17 protein-coding genes are annotated in these 18,399 nt (G+C 65.0%); 16 read left to right on the plus strand and 1 reads right to left on the minus strand.

Features of this window, described 5'->3' with window-relative positions; all coding sequences use genetic code 11:
- Positions 1 to 200 precede the first annotated feature (200 nt).
- From MTX21_RS25200 to trmB, 9 genes are all read left to right on the plus strand, one after another.
- Positions 201 to 878: an HAD family hydrolase gene (locus MTX21_RS25200; RefSeq protein WP_280967377.1), complete on the plus strand. Its 678-nt coding sequence runs from the start codon at positions 201 to 203 to the stop codon at positions 876 to 878.
- Between the two features lie 190 nt (positions 879 to 1,068).
- Positions 1,069 to 2,466, plus strand: coding sequence for a tRNA (N6-isopentenyl adenosine(37)-C2)-methylthiotransferase MiaB (miaB, locus tag MTX21_RS25205; RefSeq protein WP_280967378.1), 1,398 nt, complete (start codon positions 1,069 to 1,071; stop codon positions 2,464 to 2,466).
- A gap of 64 nt (positions 2,467 to 2,530) precedes the next feature.
- Entirely contained in the window at positions 2,531 to 3,526 is a 996-nt protein-coding gene (locus tag MTX21_RS25210) for a PhoH family protein (protein ID WP_280967379.1), read from the plus strand.
- A gap of 57 nt (positions 3,527 to 3,583) precedes the next feature.
- Positions 3,584 to 4,081 carry an rRNA maturation RNase YbeY gene (gene ybeY / locus MTX21_RS25215; RefSeq protein WP_280967380.1) on the plus strand — a complete coding sequence of 166 codons (498 nt, stop codon included), beginning with the start codon at positions 3,584 to 3,586 and terminating at the stop codon, positions 4,079 to 4,081.
- A 13-nt stretch (positions 4,082 to 4,094) separates the two neighbouring features.
- Positions 4,095 to 5,213: a hemolysin family protein gene (locus MTX21_RS25220; RefSeq protein ID WP_280967381.1), complete on the plus strand. Its 1,119-nt coding sequence runs from the start codon at positions 4,095 to 4,097 to the stop codon at positions 5,211 to 5,213.
- Entirely contained in the window at positions 5,210 to 6,823 is a 1,614-nt protein-coding gene (gene lnt, locus MTX21_RS25225; RefSeq protein ID WP_280967382.1) for an apolipoprotein N-acyltransferase, read from the plus strand. The genes MTX21_RS25220 and lnt overlap by 4 nt, the downstream gene beginning before the upstream one ends.
- Positions 6,824 to 7,043: 220 nt before the next feature.
- Positions 7,044 to 7,457, plus strand: coding sequence for a helix-turn-helix transcriptional regulator (locus tag MTX21_RS25230; protein WP_280967383.1), 414 nt, complete (start codon positions 7,044 to 7,046; stop codon positions 7,455 to 7,457).
- 86 nt (positions 7,458 to 7,543) lie between these two features.
- A complete protein-coding gene (locus MTX21_RS25235) occupies positions 7,544 to 8,701 on the plus strand; it encodes a M20 family metallopeptidase (protein WP_280967384.1) in 1,158 nt (385 codons plus the stop codon).
- The gene (trmB, locus tag MTX21_RS25240) at positions 8,698 to 9,411 is read left to right on the plus strand and encodes a tRNA (guanosine(46)-N7)-methyltransferase TrmB (RefSeq protein WP_280967385.1); all 714 of its coding nucleotides are present in this window, start codon (positions 8,698 to 8,700) and stop codon (positions 9,409 to 9,411) included. Before MTX21_RS25235 ends, trmB begins: the two co-directional genes overlap by 4 nt.
- A gap of 11 nt (positions 9,412 to 9,422) precedes the next feature.
- Here the strand turns inward: trmB and MTX21_RS25245 are convergent, their stop codons facing one another.
- Positions 9,423 to 10,505, minus strand: coding sequence for a DUF2336 domain-containing protein (locus MTX21_RS25245; protein ID WP_280967386.1), 1,083 nt, complete (start codon positions 10,503 to 10,505; stop codon positions 9,423 to 9,425).
- Between the two features lie 81 nt (positions 10,506 to 10,586).
- On the opposite strand from MTX21_RS25245, the gene MTX21_RS25250 reads away from it, so the two are divergent.
- The 7 genes from MTX21_RS25250 (at position 10,587) to truB (ending at position 18,398) form a co-directional block, all read left to right on the plus strand.
- Positions 10,587 to 10,832: a hypothetical protein gene (locus MTX21_RS25250; protein ID WP_280967387.1), complete on the plus strand. Its 246-nt coding sequence runs from the start codon at positions 10,587 to 10,589 to the stop codon at positions 10,830 to 10,832.
- A gap of 45 nt (positions 10,833 to 10,877) precedes the next feature.
- Complete coding sequence (gene rimP / locus MTX21_RS25255) at positions 10,878 to 11,633, plus strand: ribosome maturation factor RimP (RefSeq protein WP_280967388.1); 756 nt, start codon at positions 10,878 to 10,880, stop codon at positions 11,631 to 11,633.
- Positions 11,634 to 11,635: 2 nt separating this feature from the next.
- On the plus strand, positions 11,636 to 13,246 hold the full coding sequence (gene nusA, locus MTX21_RS25260; RefSeq protein WP_280967389.1) for a transcription termination factor NusA: 1,611 nt from the start codon (positions 11,636 to 11,638) through the stop codon (positions 13,244 to 13,246).
- A gap of 23 nt (positions 13,247 to 13,269) precedes the next feature.
- Entirely contained in the window at positions 13,270 to 13,953 is a 684-nt protein-coding gene (locus MTX21_RS25265) for an RNA-binding protein (RefSeq protein ID WP_280967390.1), read from the plus strand.
- 69 nt (positions 13,954 to 14,022) lie between these two features.
- The gene (gene infB / locus MTX21_RS25270) at positions 14,023 to 16,707 is read left to right on the plus strand and encodes a translation initiation factor IF-2 (RefSeq protein ID WP_280967391.1); all 2,685 of its coding nucleotides are present in this window, start codon (positions 14,023 to 14,025) and stop codon (positions 16,705 to 16,707) included.
- Positions 16,708 to 16,863: 156 nt separating this feature from the next.
- Positions 16,864 to 17,295 (plus strand): 30S ribosome-binding factor RbfA, encoded by a 432-nt coding sequence (gene rbfA, locus MTX21_RS25275; RefSeq protein WP_280971156.1) that lies wholly within the window; start codon positions 16,864 to 16,866, stop codon positions 17,293 to 17,295.
- Positions 17,292 to 18,398, plus strand: coding sequence for a tRNA pseudouridine(55) synthase TruB (truB, locus tag MTX21_RS25280; protein ID WP_280967392.1), 1,107 nt, complete (start codon positions 17,292 to 17,294; stop codon positions 18,396 to 18,398). Before rbfA ends, truB begins: the two co-directional genes overlap by 4 nt.
- Position 18,399 lies beyond the last annotated feature (1 nt).

Raw genomic sequence — 18,399 nt, forward strand, 5'->3', positions numbered from 1 at the left:
ACGGGAACGCCTTCCCACCCACCACTGTCATTCCCCGCGAAAGCGGGGAATCCAGTACGCCGCGGCCTATCCGTATCCCACCGCGGCCTCTGGAATACCGGATCGCCCGCCTTCGCGGGCGATGACAGTGAGATTGTGGAGCGCGCGTACCCAAATCTCGTCATTACGAGCGCAGCGAAACAATCCACCTCTGGGTATTCGTGCTAGACCTTATCATCTTCGATTGCGACGGCGTGCTGGTCGACAGTGAGGTGATCTCCTGTCGCGCGCATGCCGACGTGCTCACCCGGCACGGCTATCCGATCACGTCGGAGCAGGTTCTGCTTCGCTTCCTCGGCGTATCCGAGCGGGACGCGCGGCTGATGGTGGAGCAGGAGATCGGCCGCAATCTCCCCGACGATCTGGAGCAACAGGTGAATGCGGCCACGCTGCAGTTTTACGCCAGCGATCTGCAGGCGATCACCCATGTTGCCGCAGCGATTGGCGCAATCGATTTGCCCAAATGCGTTGCATCGAGCGGCACACCGGAAAAGATCCATCACGGCCTGACTTGCGCAGGGCTATATGACATGCTCGCTCCTCACATCTTCTCCGCGAGCCAGGTCGCACGCGGCAAGCCCGCGCCCGATTTGTTTCTGTTTGCAGCCGAGCAGATGGAAGTCGCGCCGGAACGGTGCCTCGTGATCGAGGACAGCGTCCCGGGGGTGACCGGTGCGTGCGCTGCCGGGATGACCGTGCTGGGCTTTCACGGCGGCAGCCACTGTCCACCAGGTCACGCCGCCAGGTTGCGTGCCGCCGGCGCCGGGTTGACGTTCGACGATATGCGACAGTTGCCGGAACTTGTCCGGCAGGTCGAGGCGGAGGCACTGGCGGGCTAAATCGGCCCCTTCGTCGTCATTTCGGGGCACGCGCAGCGCACGTGAACCTGGAAATCCGCAAGTTTTGAAATCCGCAAGTTTTGGCGCAAGAAACAGCGCGCCCCGGAATGACAGGTTTTGGCCCCAATCGCTGGATTTTCGCCTCTCCAGCCTATATCTGAGGGCTGTTCTCCACCTCAATCCGGGTTCCATGAAGCCGCCGCGCAAGCTGCACATCAAATCATATGGCTGCCAGATGAACGTCTACGATGCCCAGCGCATGGTGGACACGCTGGCTCCGGAGGGATTCGTGGAGACGGCGCGCGCCGAGGACGCCGACCTCGTCATCCTCAACACCTGCCATATCCGCGAGAAGGCCTCCGAAAAGGTCTATTCGGAGCTTGGACGTCTGCGCGTTGCCAAGGACGAGGCCGGGCGCAAGGGCCGCACGATGCAAATCGCGGTCGCAGGCTGCGTGGCGCAGGCGGAAGGCGAGGAGATCGTGCGCCGTGCACCGGTCGTCGACGTCGTGGTCGGCCCCCAGAGCTATCATCATCTGCCGGAGCTATTGAAGCGCGCGGACGACGAAGGCCGCGCGATCGAGACCGAATTTCCGGCCGAGGACAAGTTCGGCTTCCTCGCCCAGCCGAATCCCGACGCGATCCGTGCGCGCGGGATTTCCGCCTTCGTCACGGTGCAGGAAGGTTGCGACAAGTTCTGCACCTTCTGCGTCGTGCCGTATACGCGTGGCGCCGAGGTCTCGCGCCCCGTGGCCAGGATCATCGACGACGTGAAGCGGCTCGTCGACAACGGCGTGCGCGAGCTCACGCTGATCGGGCAGAACGTCAACGCCTATCATGGCGAGGGTCCCGATGGGACAAGCTGGCCGCTCGGCAGATTGCTCGAGCGACTCGCGCAGGTTCCCGGGATTGCGCGGCTGCGATATTCGACCAGCCATCCCCGCGACGTTGATGACAGTTTGATTGCGGCCCATCGCGATCTGGATGCGCTGATGCCGTTTGTCCACCTGCCGGTGCAGTCCGGCTCGGACCGCATTCTGGCGGCCATGAACCGCAAACATACCGCCGATGATTATCGGCGTGTCATCGACCGTTTCCGTACCGCACGCCAAGACATTGCTTTTTCATCGGATTTCATCGTGGGCTTCCCCGGCGAGAGTGAGCAAGATTTTCGCGCCACCCTCGCGCTTGTCGCACAAATCGGCTACGCTGCAGCTTATTCGTTCAAGTATTCCGCCCGGCCGGGAACACCGGCCGCGGACATGCAGGAGACGGTGTCCCCGGCCGAGATGGACCAGCGATTGGAGCGGCTCCAGGAACTGATCGACAGCCAGCAATCGGCCTTCAACAAGGCCGCGATTGGCACAACCGTCGACGTGTTGTTCGAGCGCGCCGCGCGCAACGCCGGCCAGATCGTCGGCCGCACCGCCTATTTGCAGCCCGCGCATGTGATGGCTTCGCCGGACATCATCGGACAGATCCTGCCGGTCCGGATCGACAGCCTCGAGCGCTACAGCCTTTTGGGAGAACTCGTGACGCGGCATCCTGCGCACGGGCCCGCTTTATCGCCAATCGCCACTGGAGCCTGAACCCTTGCCAAAGAGCGCATCGGATTCGCCTACTTTCGCTCCCAGCCGCAAATTTGACCGCGACATGCAAGTTCCGCCCGAGACCCAGGTCGTCATCGACTTCGACGACAATCGCGCCGCATCCGCGCTGGTCGGCCCCTACGGCCAGAACCTCGCACAGGTCGAGCGGCGGCTCGGCGTGGTCGTCGATTCCAAGGGCAACCACATCACCATCGGCGGCACGCGCGACGGCTGCGACGCCGCGCGCCGCGTGCTCGAGATGCTCTATGCGCAGGCGGTGAAAGGGCAGGATCTCGACCAGGGCGAGGTCGAAGGCGCGATCCGCGCCGTGATCGCGCAGGGCTCGCTGTTCGAGTTCGACGCCAAGTCGGCCAAGGCGACCTTCGAAAGCATCAACCTGCGCAAACGCCCGGTGCGGGCGCGCACCGCCGCGCAGGATTCCTATATCCGCGCGCTAAAGCGCCACGAGCTGGTGTTCGGCGTCGGCCCGGCCGGTACCGGCAAGACCTGGCTTGCGGTCGCGCATGCCGCGCAGCTCTTCGAGCGCAAGGAGGTCGATCGCATCATCCTGTCGCGTCCGGCGGTGGAAGCCGGCGAGCGGCTCGGCTTCCTGCCCGGCGACCTCCGCGAGAAAGTCGATCCCTATCTGCGTCCGATCTATGATGCGCTCTATGACCTGATGGACGCCCGCATCGTCGAGCGCGCACTGCAGACCGGCGAGATCGAGATCGCGCCACTCGCCTTCATGCGCGGCCGCACGCTCACCAACGCCGTCATCATCCTGGACGAAGCGCAGAACACCACGTCGATGCAGATGAAGATGTTCCTGACGCGTCTCGGCGAGAACAGCCGCATGATCGTGACCGGCGATCCCTCGCAAATCGACCTGCCGAACGGCCAGACCTCCGGCCTGTGGGAAGCGACCCGCCTGCTCGACGGCGTCGAGGGTATCGCGCAAGTTCATTTCACCGCCGAAGACGTGATCCGCCACGAGCTCGTGGCGCGGATCGTCTCCGCCTATGAGGGCTCGCCGCATCGGCCGGCCGCAGGCAAGCCATAAAGAGACACAACCGGATCTGAAAGACGCGAAGAAGCGTCATCCGTTCCGAACAACACCATGTCGCATCCCAACCTGCCCACCACCGAGGTTCTCGTCGTCGCCGATTGCTGGCAGAGCGAGCCCGATGCGGACGCCGTGATCCAGCGCGCGATCGCCGCCGCAGCCGAGACGGTCGATGAGGATGTTGCCGAAGCAGAAATCGCGGTCATGCTGACCGACGATGTTGGCATCCGCACGCTGAACAGCAACTGGCGCGGCATCGACAAGCCGACCAACGTGCTGTCGTTTCCGGCGCTGCAGCCCGAGGGCGAGTGGAAAGTAGGCGACGCACCGCGCATGCTCGGCGATATCGCCATCGCCTATGAAACCATGCGGCGCGAGGCGGACGAGGAACAGAAACCGTTCGACCACCATTTGAGCCATCTGGCCGTGCATGGTTTCCTGCACCTGATCGGCTACGACCACGAAAACGACGACGACGCGGAGGAGATGGAAACGCTCGAGCAGCAGATCCTGGCGCATCTCGGCATCCCCGACCCCTATGCAGAGCGCTGACGGATTGATTGAGATGGTGGATTCCGAACCGACCCACGACAATCCACGCAATACCCGCAACCTGCCCGCGGTGGTGACGCCAGGCGAGGTCTTGCGCCCGACCGCGGAAGGCTGGCTGTTGCGCGCGATCCGGACGCTGTTCGGCTGGAAGGCGGGATCGGTGCGCGACGACCTCCAGGTCGTGCTCGACGCCTCTACGCCCGACGACACCGGCTTCTCCGCCGTCGAGCGCACCATGCTGCGCAACATTCTCAATCTGCACGAGCGCCGCATCGCCGACGTCATGGTGCATCGCGCCGACATCGTCGCGGTGAAGAACGACATTCCGCTCGGCGAGCTGATGGATCGGTTCGAGAGCGCCGGCCATTCGCGTCTCGTGGTCTACAACGAGACGCTCGACGATCCCGTCGGCATCGTCCACATCCGCGACTTGCTCACCTTCATGACCGCGCGCGCACGCGTGTCGGAGACGGCCAAGGCCAAGCGCAAGAAGCCGCTGCCGGCCGGGCTAGACTTGCGCGCGATCGATCTCGCGTTGCCGCTGCAAGATGCCCACATCATCCGCAAGCTGCTCTATGTGCCGCCGTCGATGCGGGCGATCGACCTGCTCGCGCAGATGCAGGCGACGCGCATTCACCTCGCGCTGGTGGTCGACGAATATGGCGGCAGCGACGGGCTGGTCTCGCTCGAGGACATCGTCGAGCAGATCGTCGGCGAGATCGACGACGAGCATGACAGCGACGAGCCGCCGTCCATCGTCCGCCTGCCCGACAACACCTTCATCGCCGATGCGCGCGCCAGCCTCGACGACGTCCGTTCGGTGATCGGCGAGGATTTCGTCACCGGAGAAGCCGGCGAAGAGGTGGAGACGCTCGGCGGCTATCTCGTCAGCTTCGTCGGCCGCCTGCCGGTCCGCGGCGAGGTGATTTCCGGCCCCGGCAATTACGAAGTTGAGGTGCTCGATGCCGATCCACGCCGCGTCAAACGGCTGCGCATCTCGACGCGGAAGGAACGTCCCGCACCGCGCACCCAACGCGAGAGCCGCCGCCGCGAGGCGCCGCCGGATGCAGGCCAGCCGCAGACAGGCGACACGCCTACTCCGCCGCCGAGCGACGGAGCCGGCACGCCGTGAGTCCCTTCCAGCGACTGCAACCGATCGCCCTCGCCATCATCCTGACCTGGGGATGGAAGCGTGCCCTCATTGCAATGGCGGCAGGCGCCCTGTCGGTGCTGGCGCTGGCACCGTTCAACGCGTGGCCGGTGCTGTTCGTCACCTTCCCGGTGCTGGTCTGGCTGATTGACGGCGCAGGCGGCGGACGGTTTGGCGGCGTTCCCGCCGCGGCGTTGACCGGCTACTGGTTCGGACTCGGATATTTCGTGCCAGGTCTCTACTGGATCGGCTACGCCTTCTTCGTCGAGGCCGACGTCTTTGCCTGGCTGACGCCCTTTGCCGTGCTAGGCCTGCCAGCCTATCTTGCGATCTTCACGGCGATCGGATTCGCGCTCGCGCGCCTGCTCTGGACCAAGGATGGCACGCGCGTGCTCGCGCTTGCCGCAAGCCTCACGGTCAGCGAATGGCTGCGCGGACACATGTTGACCGGCTTTCCCTGGAATGCCTTCGGCTATGCGCTATCCGAGCCGCTGCCGCTGGCCCAGACGGCGTCCCTGATCGGCCTCTGGGGCATGACGTTCCTCACGATTGCGATCTTCGCGAGCCCTGCGGTGTTGATCGACCGCACGGCGGACCGCGGTGTGGCCTGGCGCGTGCCGGCCGCAGCGGTCGCACTGCTGGTCGTCATGGGCATCTTCGGCGCCATCCGCCTGTCCCTGCATCCGACCACGATGGTCGCCGGCGCCAAGCTGCGCCTGATGCAGCCAAACCTGCAGCAGGATGCGAAGTTCAACTACGCCGCCAAGGCAGAGGTGATGAAGAAATACCTCTCGCTGTCGGACCGCGCCTCCGGCCCGCAGTCGACCGGCGTGCGCGATGCCACCATTCTGATCTGGCCGGAATCCGCCTTTCCGTTCTTCCTGACCCGCGAAGCCGATGCGATGGCAGAGATCGCCGATCTGCTGCCTAAGGGAACGGTGCTGATCACCGGATCGGTCCGTGCTCCTGACCTACCGCCCGGCAAACCAATCACTCGCGCCTACAATTCGATCTACGTGATCGACCACGACGGCAGCGTGCTCGCGGTTTACGACAAGCTGCACCTGGTACCGTTCGGAGAATTCCTTCCCTTCCAGGACCTGATGGAGAAGCTCGGCTTCGAGCAACTGACGAGGGTACGCGGCGGCTTCATCCCGGGCACCGTACGGCACGCGCTGCCGGTGCCTGGTGCGCCGCGCGCGCTGCCGCTGATTTGCTACGAGGCGATCTTTCCCGGCGACGTCGCCGCGCGCGACGAACGTCCCGGCTGGATCGTGAACCTCACCAATGACGGCTGGTTCGGCATCTCGACCGGTCCCTACCAGCATTTGGAGCAGGCGCGGATGCGTGCCATTGAGCTCGGGCTGCCGCTGGTCCGCTCCGCCAATACCGGCGTGTCGGCGGTGATCGATCCGGTGGGACGAACCGTTGCCAGGCTCGGTCTCGGGATCGAAGGCATCCTGGATGCAGGCCTGCCAGCCGCGATCCCGCCGACTGTCTACGCGAGGGTCGGCGACATCCCCGCGGCCATGCTCGTCGCGCTGGCCGTGATCCTGGCGGTGCTGCGACGCGTTGGCAGACGGCACCCCTGATCGCGCCGTGCTCAGCGAGGAGTCCGGAAACCCTTGACAACCGTAGTCCGCGGTTGACAGACCGCTCACGGCCTCCGCATTCTGGCCTCGCTGCAGCAAGACAGCGGTGCATTGCTAAATTTCTCCGCAATGTTTCCCCAATCAGAGTGAAATTTGATATCGCTGTCACCTGAGGCAATACTTCCATTGCGCCAACGGTGGTGTCTGGAGGGCTGAGGAAATGTCGAAAGCGCCCAACCCTGTTGACAAATATGTCGGCAGTCGCGTGCGCATGCGCCGCATCATGTTGGGCATGAGCCAGGAAAAGCTCGGCGAAGCTTTGGGCCTGACGTTCCAGCAAATCCAGAAATACGAGAAGGGCACCAACCGGGTCGGCGCGAGCCGCATCCAGCAGATTGCCGAGATTCTGCAGGTGCCGGTATCGTTCCTGTTCGAGGGCGGACCGAGCGGTACGCCGGGCGCCGACGGATTCAGCGAGGGCGCCTCTCCCTCCTATGTCTCCGATTTCCTCGCGACCTCGGAGGGGCTCGCCTTGACCAAGGCGTTCACCCGAATCGGCGATTCGAAGCTGCGCCGCTCCATCGTCGATCTCGTCGAGCAGATCGCCGCCCGCGAAGGCCCCGACAAGCGCTGACGCGCGCCACCTCATTCCGATTTGAGACTGTGCCAAATCTGGCCTATGTCGTCATGTGAGGGCGCGCCTTCGGTGCGCCCTCTCCGATGATGCGATTCAAAGGCACAGATGCGTCAATGGCGAGCTCCAATTTGTTCGATTCCCAAACTATTCTCGATGGCATCCGCCGCTGGGTGGAGATCGAGACGCCGACGGACACGCCTGAACAGGTCAACAAGCTGGCGTCCCTGGTTGCGGATCACTATCGCGACCTGCCGGCAACTATCGAACGCGTTGCCGGCGTCGATGGCTGCGGCGATCACCTCATCGTCCGTTCGGCGTGGGGCCAGGATCAGCCGGGCATCCTGGTGCTCAGTCATCTCGATACTGTCCATCCCATGGGATTCATCGAGCGACTGCCCTTCAAAGTGGAGGGCGACAGCGCGTTCGGTCCCGGCATCTACGACATGAAGGGCGGCGCCTACATCGCCCACCACGCCTTTCGCGTGCTGTGCGCCACGGCGGATCGCTCGCCGCTCGGCATCACCCACATGTTCACCTCCGACGAGGAGATCGGCAGCCCCACCTCGCGCGCGTTGATCGAGCAGGAAGGGCGCAAGGCCAAATACGTGCTGGTGACGGAGCCCGCGCGCGACGGCGGCAAGATCGTCACCGGGCGCAAGGGCGTCGGGCGGTTCGAGGTCTTCATCAAGGGCGTGCCCGCGCATGCCGGCACGCGGCCCGAAGACGGGCGCAGCGCGATCCGCGAGCTCGCCAATGTCATTCAGGTGCTGGAGGGAATGAACGACCTGAAGCGCGGCGTCACCGTCAATGTCGGCGTGGTGCGCGGCGGCACGCGTCCCAACGTGACGCCGGAAGAGGCCTATGCCGAAGTCGATCTACGTGTCCCCAGCTTCACCGATGCAGAAGAATTCGTCGGCAGGATCCTCGGGCTGAAATCCAAGACTGACGGCGTCACCCTCAAAGTCACGGGCGAGCTCAACCGTCCGCCGTATGAGAAGAACAATTCGGGTGCCTCGCTGTTCGAGCATGCGAAGACGCTGGCTGCCGAGCTCGGCTTCGACCTGATCGACGTTCATACCGGCGGCGGCTCGGACGGCAATTTCACCGCCGCGCATACCGGCACGCTCGACGGACTCGGCGTCGACGGCAAGGGCGCGCACACCCATTTTGAGCAGCTCTACGTCTCCTCGCTCGAACCGCGCGCGCGGCTGCTCCATCGCCTCTATCAGACGCTGCGATGATCGACGACAAGCCGCATCCGCGCCGCACCGATGACAGCGAGCGCGCATTCTTCGGACGCCGCAAGGGTCACAAGCTGAGGCAGCACCAGGCCGACCTCGTCGACAATTTGCTGCCGCATCTGGCGCTCGACATCGCGCACGAGGCGCCAGCGGATGTCCGCGAGATCTTCGATCCGGCCGCGAGCGACCTCAGGCTCGAGATCGGCTTTGGCGGCGGCGAACATCTTGCGGCCGAGGCGCAGAACTTTCCCACGACCGGCTTCATCGGCTGCGAGCCCTATGTCAACGGCATGGCCAAGATCCTCGCGCAGATCGAGGTCGGCAACATCGGCAATATCCGCCTGTTCGCAGGCGACGCCGCCGAGCTGCTCGCCTGGCTGCCGCAAGCATCGCTGTCGCGGATCGACCTGATCCATCCCGACCCGTGGCCGAAGCGACGGCACTGGAAGCGGCGCTTCGTCCAGGACAAGACCATCACGGCGATGGCGCGCGTGCTGAAGACGGGCGGCGAATTCCGTTTCGTCTGCGACATCGACGATTACTGCGCCTGGACGCTGTCGCATCTCGCACGTTCGCCGGATTTCCTCTGGCTTGCGGAGCGCGCCGATGATTTCCGCCTGCCCTGGGCCGGCTACACCATGACGCGCTACGGCAGGAAAGCCGCACGCGAGGGACGCAAGGCGGCGTATCTGCGGTTTCGCAGAGTGTAGTCGCGACGATCTCAGATCGTCTGCCGGTTGCGCCAGAACGTCACGACGCGCTCGGCGGTCGTGGGCATCAGGCGCGTGAAGTTGGTGCGGGCGGCTTCGATGTCGGCATCGGCCGGCGTCCGGTGCGGACCGTACCACAGCAGGATCAGCGCGCGCACCGTCGGCCAACCGAGATTCAAGACACGGCCGAGGATCAGGATCGGATCATAACGATCGCCTGCGATCAGGCGATCGAGGTTCGCGAGCCTGACGCCGGACATCGCGGAGAGCGCGGCGATCGACTCCTCGTATTTGTGCGCCTTGGCGAAGCCGAGCAGCGCGCTCTCGCCGAGATGACCCTCGCGATGGAGGGCGAGCACGGTGCGCTGCGCGTCCGAGAAATCGCGCCGCGGTCCGGGCGGCCGCGCGGCTTCCTCGATCGCCGCCATCGCGCGCTTGATCTCGACCTGGCGAACCGGATTGACCACGCTGGACAGGCGGCGGCGAATGACGTCGAGCGTGCCGTCGAGCAGCTCCTTCAGATGATCGCCCGAGAGATCCTCGCGCTGACCGAGCTTGAGCGTCAGGACGCCATCCTGCGAGGCGCGCTTGATCAGCTCGGAGTAGCCGCCTGGCGAGAACACCGCACCGGCATTGCCGGCGGCGCGACGTATTACGTCGCGATCGCCGCGCTCGACCAGAACGTCGGTGACGTCAGCCGACAATGTCGGCCGCTCCGTCATCGCCAGCAGATGGCCCTGCCCTTTCAGCCGTGCGATCTCGATCAGCGCGGCTTCGTCGAGCACGGGCGAGCGGCGCAGCACCGGGCCAGCCACCATGATCTCGTTCTCGCGGGCGAGCTGCCTCACCAGAAGGCGCGGCGCGTTGTTCAGGCGCGAGAAACGCTCGGCGAGATCGACGCGCGAGGCCAGCTCGGCATGCGGGACGAGGTCGATCAGGAGATCGTCGAACAGCGCAACGAGGTCGGGACGGAGCCTTGCGGAATCCCGAAGGAACAGCTCGGCGATGGCGCGCGCCACCTCGCCGCGACGCTTCGGATCGCCGCGTCTGACGATATCGTCCAGTCCGGGAATGAGCGACGTGGCAACGGTCATGAAACGCAACTCGAATCGGGCACGCCGCGGGTGCGCCCTTGGCTCAAGCCGCCCCACAATCGGGAAATCTAGGCTCCCTAGATGAACGAAGCGTTGCTTGAACGGGCAGGCAAATCGGCCGCAAAAAGCCCCTCGCCGGCTGCGATGGGCCTTGTCCGGGAGGGTGGAAAGCGCTATATCAGCGCCAACTTAATCTTCTCATACGATCCGCGTAATGAGGGTGGGCCCGAAAGGACCCGCTCTTTTTTATTACCTGAACGCGGCTTGGCGGGAGGAGTGCGGCCCGACGGCTTGTTGGGGCCGAAGGAAGTCCGAACCAGCCTCTGAAGCGTTATAACCAAGCCTTAACCATCGAGCGCCTTGACCCTGAATATGACCGAACCGAACCTTGGTTCCACGGATGCCGAATTGCTGGCTGAGCCGCGGCTAGTGGTCGAGCCGGGCGTGGCGGCACGGGTGTCGGCGATCGCCAGCCCGGTGCTCGAGGGCATGGGCTACCGTTTGGTGCGGATCCGCATTTCCGGCGAAGCCGGCTGCACCCTGCAGATCATGGCCGAGCGCCCCGACGGCTCGATGCAGCTTGAAGATTGCGAGGCAATCTCGCGGGCGCTGTCGCCCGTGCTCGACGTCGCCGACCCCATCGACCGCGCCTACCGGCTGGAAATCTCCTCGCCCGGAATCGACCGGCCGCTGGTGCGGCGCTCGGATTTCGAGCGATATGCGGGGCATCTCGTCAAGATCGAGATGGCGGTCGCCCACGAGGGACGGAAGCGGTTCCGCGGCATGCTCGCCGGGGTCGAAGGCGACCGGGTGCGGGTGAAGCGCGACGACGTGAAGGCCGGCGACGAGGCCGAGGTTCTCCTGGTGATGGAGGATATCGGCGATGCACGGCTGGTGCTGACCGATGAACTGATCGCCGAATCGATGCGCCGCGGCAAGGCCGAGGCACGCGAGATGCGGCGCAATCTCGGGTTGGAGCCGCCGCAGGCCCCGCACGCGAAGATCAGCGAGAAGACGACGAAGAACACCAAGCCGAAGAAAAAGCCGGCCCCGAAGAACACCAAGCAACATCGCCTTGCCGCCGAACGCGCGCGGCGCGGCGAAATCGAGCCTGACGAAGGAGACTAGCCATGGCAGTCAGTGCCAATCGTTTAGAACTGCTCCAGATCGCAGACGCCGTTGCGCGCGAAAAATCGATCGACCGCAGCATCGTCATCGCCGCGATGGAGGACGCCATCGCCAAGGCGGCGCGCGCCCGTTACGGCAGCGAAACTGACGTTCACGCCGAGATCGACCCGAAGAAGGGCGAGCTCCGTCTGTCGCGCCACATGCTAGTGGTCGACAAGGTCGAAAATCATTCCAACCAGATTTCGCTGACCGACGCGCAGCGCGCCAATCCCGGCGCCCAGGTCGGCGACACCATCGCCGACACCCTGCCGCCGCTCGAATACGGCCGTATCGCCGCGCAGTCGGCAAAGCAGGTGATCGTGCAGAAGGTGCGCGAGGCCGAGCGCGACCGGCAGTACCAGGAGTTCAAGGACCGCATCGGCGACATCGTCAACGGCGTCGTCAAGCGCGTCGAATACGGCAGCGTGATCGTCGATCTCGGCCGTGGCGAAGCCATCATCCGCCGCGACGAGATGCTGCCGCGCGAAGTATTCCGCAACGGCGACCGCGTCCGCGCCTATATTTTCGACGTGCGTCGCGAGACCCGCGGCCCGCAGATCTTCCTGTCCCGCACCCATCCGCAGTTCATGGCCAAGCTGTTCGCGCAGGAAGTGCCGGAAATCTATGACGGCATCGTCGAGATCAAGGCGGTTGCCCGCGACCCCGGCTCGCGCGCAAAAATCGGCGTGATTTCCCGCGATTCCTCGGTCGATCCGGTCGGCGCCTGCGTCGGCATGCGCGGCTCGCGCGTGCAGGCGGTGGTGAACGAGCTGCAGGGCGAGAAGATCGACATCATCCCCTGGTCGCCTGATATTGCGACCTTCGTGGTCAACGCGCTGGCGCCGGCCGAAGTGTCCAAGGTTGTCATCGACGAGGACCGCGAGCGCATCGAGGTCGTGGTTCCCGACACCAACAACCAGCTTTCGCTGGCGATCGGCCGCCGCGGACAGAACGTCCGTCTCGCCTCCCAACTCACCGGCTGGGACATCGATATTCTCACCGAGCAGGAGGAATCGGAGCGTCGCCAAGCCGATTTCGAGAACTCCACCCGCGTCTTCATGGAATCGCTCAATGTCGACGAGGTGGTCGGCCAATTGCTGGCGTCTGAAGGCTTCACCTCGGTCGAGGAACTCGCCATGGTGGATGTCAAGGAACTCGCCGGCATCGAAGGTTTCGACGACGAGACCGCGCAGGAGCTCCAGAACCGCGCCCGCGAATATCTGGAGCAGCAGGAGGCCGAGCTCGAGGCCCGGCGCAAGGAACTCGGCGTCGAGGACGCGCTCAAGGACGTGCCGGGCGTGACCTCGAAGATGCTGGTGAAGTTTGGTGAGAACGACATCAAGACGGTCGAGGATCTGGCCGGCTGCGCCACCGACGACCTGGCCGGCTGGACCGAGCGCAAGGAAGGCAGCGAGCCGACCAAGCACGCCGGTGCACTCGATGGCATCGACATCTCCCGCGACGACGCGGAAGCCATGATCATGCAGGCGCGCGTCAAGGCCGGCTGGATCACCGAGGCCGATCTCGCCAAGCCCAGCGAGGAGGCCGAGGCGACCGAAGACCAGCCGGCTTAAGGGCAACAGGAGATGTCGCCCGGATGCTCGCTCACACTGACCCCGAACTCGACCATGGACCGCGGACCGAAAGGTCCGCGACCATGCGGATGTGCGCGGTCAGCCGCGAGGTCCGGCCGATCGACGAGCTGATCCGCTTCGTCGTATCGCCCCAGGGCGAGGTGGTTCCCGATCTCAAGCGCAAGCTGCCCGGACGGGGCATGTGGATCACCGCATCGCGCAAGGCGGTTGCGGAAGCCGTCCGCCGTAACCAATTTAGCAAAGCCTTCAAGCGCGACCTGCGCATTCCTCCGACGCTCCCGTCAGATACGGAGACGCTCCTGGTTCGGAGCGTGGCCGAGGCACTTGCGATTGCGGCCAAGGCGGGCGGGGTCGTGGCCGGTTTTGGCAAGGTCGAAAGTGCCTTGCGGGAAGGCACGGTCGAGGTCCTGATCCATGCCAGCGACGGGGCCGCGGACGGAATCCGCAAATTGGACACGCTGGCGCGGCAAAATGACGGGAATCGCGGTGCCCGGCCGCCGATTCCCATCGTTACTGCATTGAAATCGGCAGAATTGGATTTGGCACTGACCCGGTCAAATGTGATACATGCTGCGCTGCTCGCGGGCCCGGCGAGCAGGACATTCCTGTCACGTAGCCAGATGCTGGTCCGATACCGGCTGGCGGACGATGACAAGACTGCCGAAAATCACGGCCAGGATTTCTGAAGACAACGACAAACCGGATGACGGTGCGGCAACGCACAACGTTAACAAGATCAAGATTGGGACTACTGAATGGTTGATACCAAGACCCCTGGCGACAAGAAGCTGAGCGTTCCGAGCAAGACGCTATCGCTCAAGCCGCGCGTCGAAACGGGTACCGTGCGCCAGAGCTTCAGCCATGGCCGGAGCAAGCAGGTCGTGGTCGAGAAGCGCGGCAAGCGCCGCATCGGCGACGGCGGCCCCGAGCCGCAGGCCCCCGAGGTTGCGAAGCCGGCAGCGGCTGCGCCCGCTCCTTCGCGCCCGGCCCCGCCGCCCGCCCAGCCGCGCAATGCCGGTTCCGGTGTGGTGCTGCGTACGCTGACCGAGGACGAACGTTCCGCCCGCGCCAGCGCGCTGGCCGATGCCAAGCTGCGCGAGGTCGAGGAACGCCGCCAGGCCGAGGAAGAGGCCCAGCGCCGCGCCGTTCGCGAGGCTGCCGAACGCGCTGAGCGCGAAGCCGCCGAAGCCCGCCGCAAGGCCGAGGAAGAGCGCCATCGTCACGAGGACGAAGCCAAGCGCAAGGCCGAAACCGAGGCCAAGAAGCGTTTTGGCGAAGGTGAGCAGCCGCAATCGGCCGCGCGTACCGCGACGGCGGCACCGGCCACTCCTGCGCCGCGTCCCGGCGCAGCCACCGCGCGGCCGACGGCCTCTGCGGCCCGGCCCGCGACGACCGCACAGCGGCCGGCCGGCCCTGCGGGTCGCGCACCCGCGATCGCGGCCGGACCGGACGAGGACGAGGGTCCACGCCAGATCCGTCGCGGTCCCGGCGGCGCCGTGCGCCCTGCGGCAGCCCCCAAGACCACGCACAAACCAGGTCCGCAGAAGGAGCGCGGCCGCCTGACCGTCGTCACCGCGCTCAATGCCGACGACGTGCGCGAGCGTTCGATCGCCTCGTTCCGCCGCCGCACCCAGCGCCTCAAGGGCCATGCCTCGAACGAGCCGAAGGAAAAGCTCATCCGCGAAGTGACGATTCCGGAAGCGATCACCATTCAGGAACTCGCCAACCGCATGTCCGAGCGCGCGGTCGACGTCATCCGCATGCTGATGAAGCAGGGCGCGATGCACAAGATCACCGACGTGATCGACGCCGACACCGCGCAGCTCATCGCCGAAGAGCTCGGCCACACCGTGAAGCGTGTTGCCGCCTCCGACGTTGAAGAAGGCCTGTTCGACGTCGTCGACGATTCCACCGATACCGAGCCGCGTTCGCCGGTCGTGACCGTGATGGGTCACGTCGACCACGGCAAGACCTCGCTGCTCGACGCGCTCCGCCATGCCAATGTGGTCTCGGGCGAAGCCGGCGGTATCACCCAGCACATCGGCGCCTATCAGGTGTCTTCGCCTGAAACCGGCAAGAAGATCACCTTCATCGACACGCCCGGCCACGCCGCGTTCACCGCGATGCGCGCCCGCGGCGCCAAGGTGACCGATATCGTCGTGCTGGTGGTCGCGGCCGATGACGGCGTGATGCCGCAGACGGTCGAAGCCATCAACCACGCCAAGGCGGCGAACGTGCCGATCATCGTCGCCATCAACAAGATCGACAAGCCCGACGCCAAGCCGGAGCGCGTGCGCACCGAGCTGCTCCAGCATGAAGTACAGGTCGAAACGTTCGGCGGCGAAGTCGTCGACGTCGAGGTCTCCGCCAAGAACAAGACCAATCTCGACAAGCTGCTCGAGATGATCGCGCTGCAGGCCGAAATCCTCGACCTGAAGACCAATTCGCATCGCCCGGCCGAAGGCACCGTGATCGAGGCCAAGCTCGACCGCGGCCGCGGCCCGGTCGCGACCGTGCTGGTTCAGCGCGGCACGCTTCGTGTCGGCGACATCATCGTCGCCGGTGCCGAAATGGGCCGCGTCCGCGCGCTGATCTCCGATCAGGGCGAGACGGTGCAGGAAGCCGGCCCCTCGGTGCCGGTCGAAGTGCTCGGCTTCAACGGCCCGCCGGAGGCCGGCGATCGCCTCGCGGTGGTCGAGAACGAAGCCCGCGCCCGCCAGATCACCAGCTACCGTGCGCATCAGAAGCGCGAGAACGCGGCAGCCTCGATCTCCGGCATGCGCGGCTCGCTCGAGCAGATGATGTCGCAGTTGAAGACGGCGGGCCGCAAGGAATTCCCGCTGATCGTCAAGGCCGACGTGCAGGGCTCGCTGGAAGCGATCCTCGGCTCGCTGGAGAAGCTCGGCACCGACGAAGTCGCAGCCCGCATCCTGCATGCCGGCGTCGGCGGCATCTCGGAGTCCGACGTGACGCTCGCGGAGGGTTTCAACGCCGCGATCATCGGCTTCTCGGTTCGTGCCAACAAGGAGGCGGCCGCGGCCGCCAAGCGCAACGGCATCGAGATCCGCTACTACAACATCATCTACGACCTCGTGGACGACGTGAAGAAGGCGATGAGCGGCCTGCTCGCGCCGACCCTGCGCGAAACCATGCTGGGCAATGCCGAGATCCTGGAGATCTTCAACATCTCCAAGGTCGGCAAGGTCGCCGGCTGCCGCGTCACCGACGGCACTGTGGAACGCGGCGCCAATGTGCGCCTGATCCGCGACAACGTCGTCGTGCACGAAGGCAAGCTGTCGACGCTGAAGCGCTTCAAGGATGAAGTGAAGGAAGTCCAGTCCGGCCAGGAATGCGGCATGGCCTTCGAGAACTATCACGACATGCGTGCCGGTGACGTGATCGAGTGTTATCGAGTGGAGACGATCCAGCGCTCCCTGTAAGTCCAAATCTTACCGAAGCGCCCGGATCTTTTTTGAACTGAAATTGCGGGAGTGCGATGGCCGGATTTTTCCGGCCATCCGCCTCTCATTCGTTGCAACAGGACAAATGGCAATGCTCGTGTCCAAACACGGGCATGCCGAGGTGATTTTCGAGAAATGCCCCGCCACCATCAGAAAAAGAGCTCCACGCCCGGCGGCTCGCAGCGACAGTTGCGCGTCGGCGAAGCGGTTCGCCATGCGATGGCCGATATTCTGGCGCAAGGCAGTGCGCATGATGCGGACCTCGAAGGCCACATCATCACCGTGCCGGAGGTACGGATGTCGCCTGACCTGAAGCTCGCGACAATCTACGTGATGCCGCTCGGTGGCCGCGACACCGCGGTCGTCATTGCTGCGCTCGAGCGCAACAAGAAATTCCTGCGCGGCGAGGTCGCGCGGCGCGTTAACCTGAAATTTGCACCTGACATTCGCTTCCGCGTCGACGAGCGATTCGACGAAGCGGAACGGATCGAGAAGCTTTTGCGAACGCCTGCGGTGCAAAGAGACCTGGAACAGGATCCGGATTCGGATCGGGAAGAAGAACAATGACGATGGACCCGGCTCACGGCACGATCGGCGGCGAAGAGCCTGATACCCGCGACGTGCAGAAAAATAATTTCGGCGACACGCAGCCGCACCAGGAGCCGCGCCGCGTCAACAATGATCCGCGCGCCAAGCAGCAGAAGGGCAACCAGCCGCGCCGCGACCGGCGCGACGTCCATGGTTGGGTCGTGCTCGACAAGCCGATCGGCATGACGTCGACCCAGGCCGTCGCCGTGCTCAAGCGCCTTTTCCAGGCCAAGCGCGCCGGCCACGCCGGCACCCTCGACCCGCTCGCCTCCGGCGGCCTGCCGATCGCACTCGGCGAGGCGACCAAGACGGTTCCCTTCGTCATGGACGGCCGCAAGCGCTACCGCTTCACCGTGTGCTGGGGCGAGGAGCGCGACACCGATGACATCGAGGGCCGGGTGACCGCGACCTCCGACCTGCGCCCGACCCGGGAGGCGATCGAAGCGCTTCTCCCGCGCTTCACCGGGGTGATCGAGCAGATCCCGCCGCGTTATTCCGCGATCAAGGTCCAGGGCGAGCGCGCCTATGACCTGGCGCGCGACGGCGAGGTCGTGGAGCTGGCCCCCCGGCCAGTCGAGATTCACCATTTATCCCTTGTAGATCAACCAGATAGCGATCGAGCGGTATTCGAGGCCGAGTGTGGCAAGGGCACCTATGTCCGCGCGCTCGCCCGGGATATGGGCCGGATTCTCGGCACTTACGGCCATATCTGCGCGCTGCGGCGGACCCTGGTCGGCCCATTTGGCGAGAACGACATGATTCCGCTGGATCAGTTGGAGGCTTTGTGCCATAGAGCCGCGTCCGGCGAGGGCAGCCTCGCCGACGCGCTTTTGCCCGTTGAGACCGCGCTGGACGACATCCCGGCACTGGCCGTCACTCGGGCTGATGCGGCAAGGCTCCACCGGGGCCAGGCCGTTGTGTTGCGCGGACGGGATGCGCCCAATTGTAGCGGCACAGTCTATGTCACGGTGGCAGGCCGGCTTCTCGCGCTTGCCGAAGTCGGCAATGGCGAAATCATCCCCAAGCGTGTGTTCAACCTGACCGGCCTGACTGCCAGCACCGGTCGCAACGAGAGAAATTGAC

The sequence above is a fragment of the Bradyrhizobium sp. ISRA430 genome (assembly GCF_029909975.1).
GTDB lineage: Bacteria > Pseudomonadota > Alphaproteobacteria > Rhizobiales > Xanthobacteraceae > Bradyrhizobium.

What these genes read in the sequence shown, in the direction of transcription:
- miaB (WP_280967378.1), top strand. Translation starts at nt 1,069, where the DNA reads ATGAAGCCGCCGCGCAAGCTGCACATCAAATCATATGGCTGCCAGATG.
- MTX21_RS25210 (WP_280967379.1), top strand. Translation starts at nt 2,531, where the DNA reads ATGCAAGTTCCGCCCGAGACCCAGGTCGTCATCGACTTCGACGACAAT.
- ybeY (WP_280967380.1), top strand. Translation starts at nt 3,584, where the DNA reads ATGTCGCATCCCAACCTGCCCACCACCGAGGTTCTCGTCGTCGCCGAT.
- MTX21_RS25220 (WP_280967381.1), top strand. Translation starts at nt 4,095, where the DNA reads ATGGTGGATTCCGAACCGACCCACGACAATCCACGCAATACCCGCAAC.
- MTX21_RS25230 (WP_280967383.1), top strand. Translation starts at nt 7,044, where the DNA reads ATGTCGAAAGCGCCCAACCCTGTTGACAAATATGTCGGCAGTCGCGTG.
- MTX21_RS25235 (WP_280967384.1), top strand. Translation starts at nt 7,544, where the DNA reads ATGATGCGATTCAAAGGCACAGATGCGTCAATGGCGAGCTCCAATTTG.
- trmB (WP_280967385.1), top strand. Translation starts at nt 8,698, where the DNA reads ATGATCGACGACAAGCCGCATCCGCGCCGCACCGATGACAGCGAGCGC.
- MTX21_RS25245 (WP_280967386.1), bottom strand. Translation starts at nt 10,505, where the DNA reads ATGACCGTTGCCACGTCGCTCATTCCCGGACTGGACGATATCGTCAGA.
- MTX21_RS25250 (WP_280967387.1), top strand. Translation starts at nt 10,587, where the DNA reads ATGAACGAAGCGTTGCTTGAACGGGCAGGCAAATCGGCCGCAAAAAGC.
- rimP (WP_280967388.1), top strand. Translation starts at nt 10,878, where the DNA reads ATGACCGAACCGAACCTTGGTTCCACGGATGCCGAATTGCTGGCTGAG.
- nusA (WP_280967389.1), top strand. Translation starts at nt 11,636, where the DNA reads ATGGCAGTCAGTGCCAATCGTTTAGAACTGCTCCAGATCGCAGACGCC.
- MTX21_RS25265 (WP_280967390.1), top strand. Translation starts at nt 13,270, where the DNA reads ATGCTCGCTCACACTGACCCCGAACTCGACCATGGACCGCGGACCGAA.
- infB (WP_280967391.1), top strand. Translation starts at nt 14,023, where the DNA reads ATGGTTGATACCAAGACCCCTGGCGACAAGAAGCTGAGCGTTCCGAGC.
- rbfA (WP_280971156.1), top strand. Translation starts at nt 16,864, where the DNA reads ATGCCCCGCCACCATCAGAAAAAGAGCTCCACGCCCGGCGGCTCGCAG.
- truB (WP_280967392.1), top strand. Translation starts at nt 17,292, where the DNA reads ATGACGATGGACCCGGCTCACGGCACGATCGGCGGCGAAGAGCCTGAT.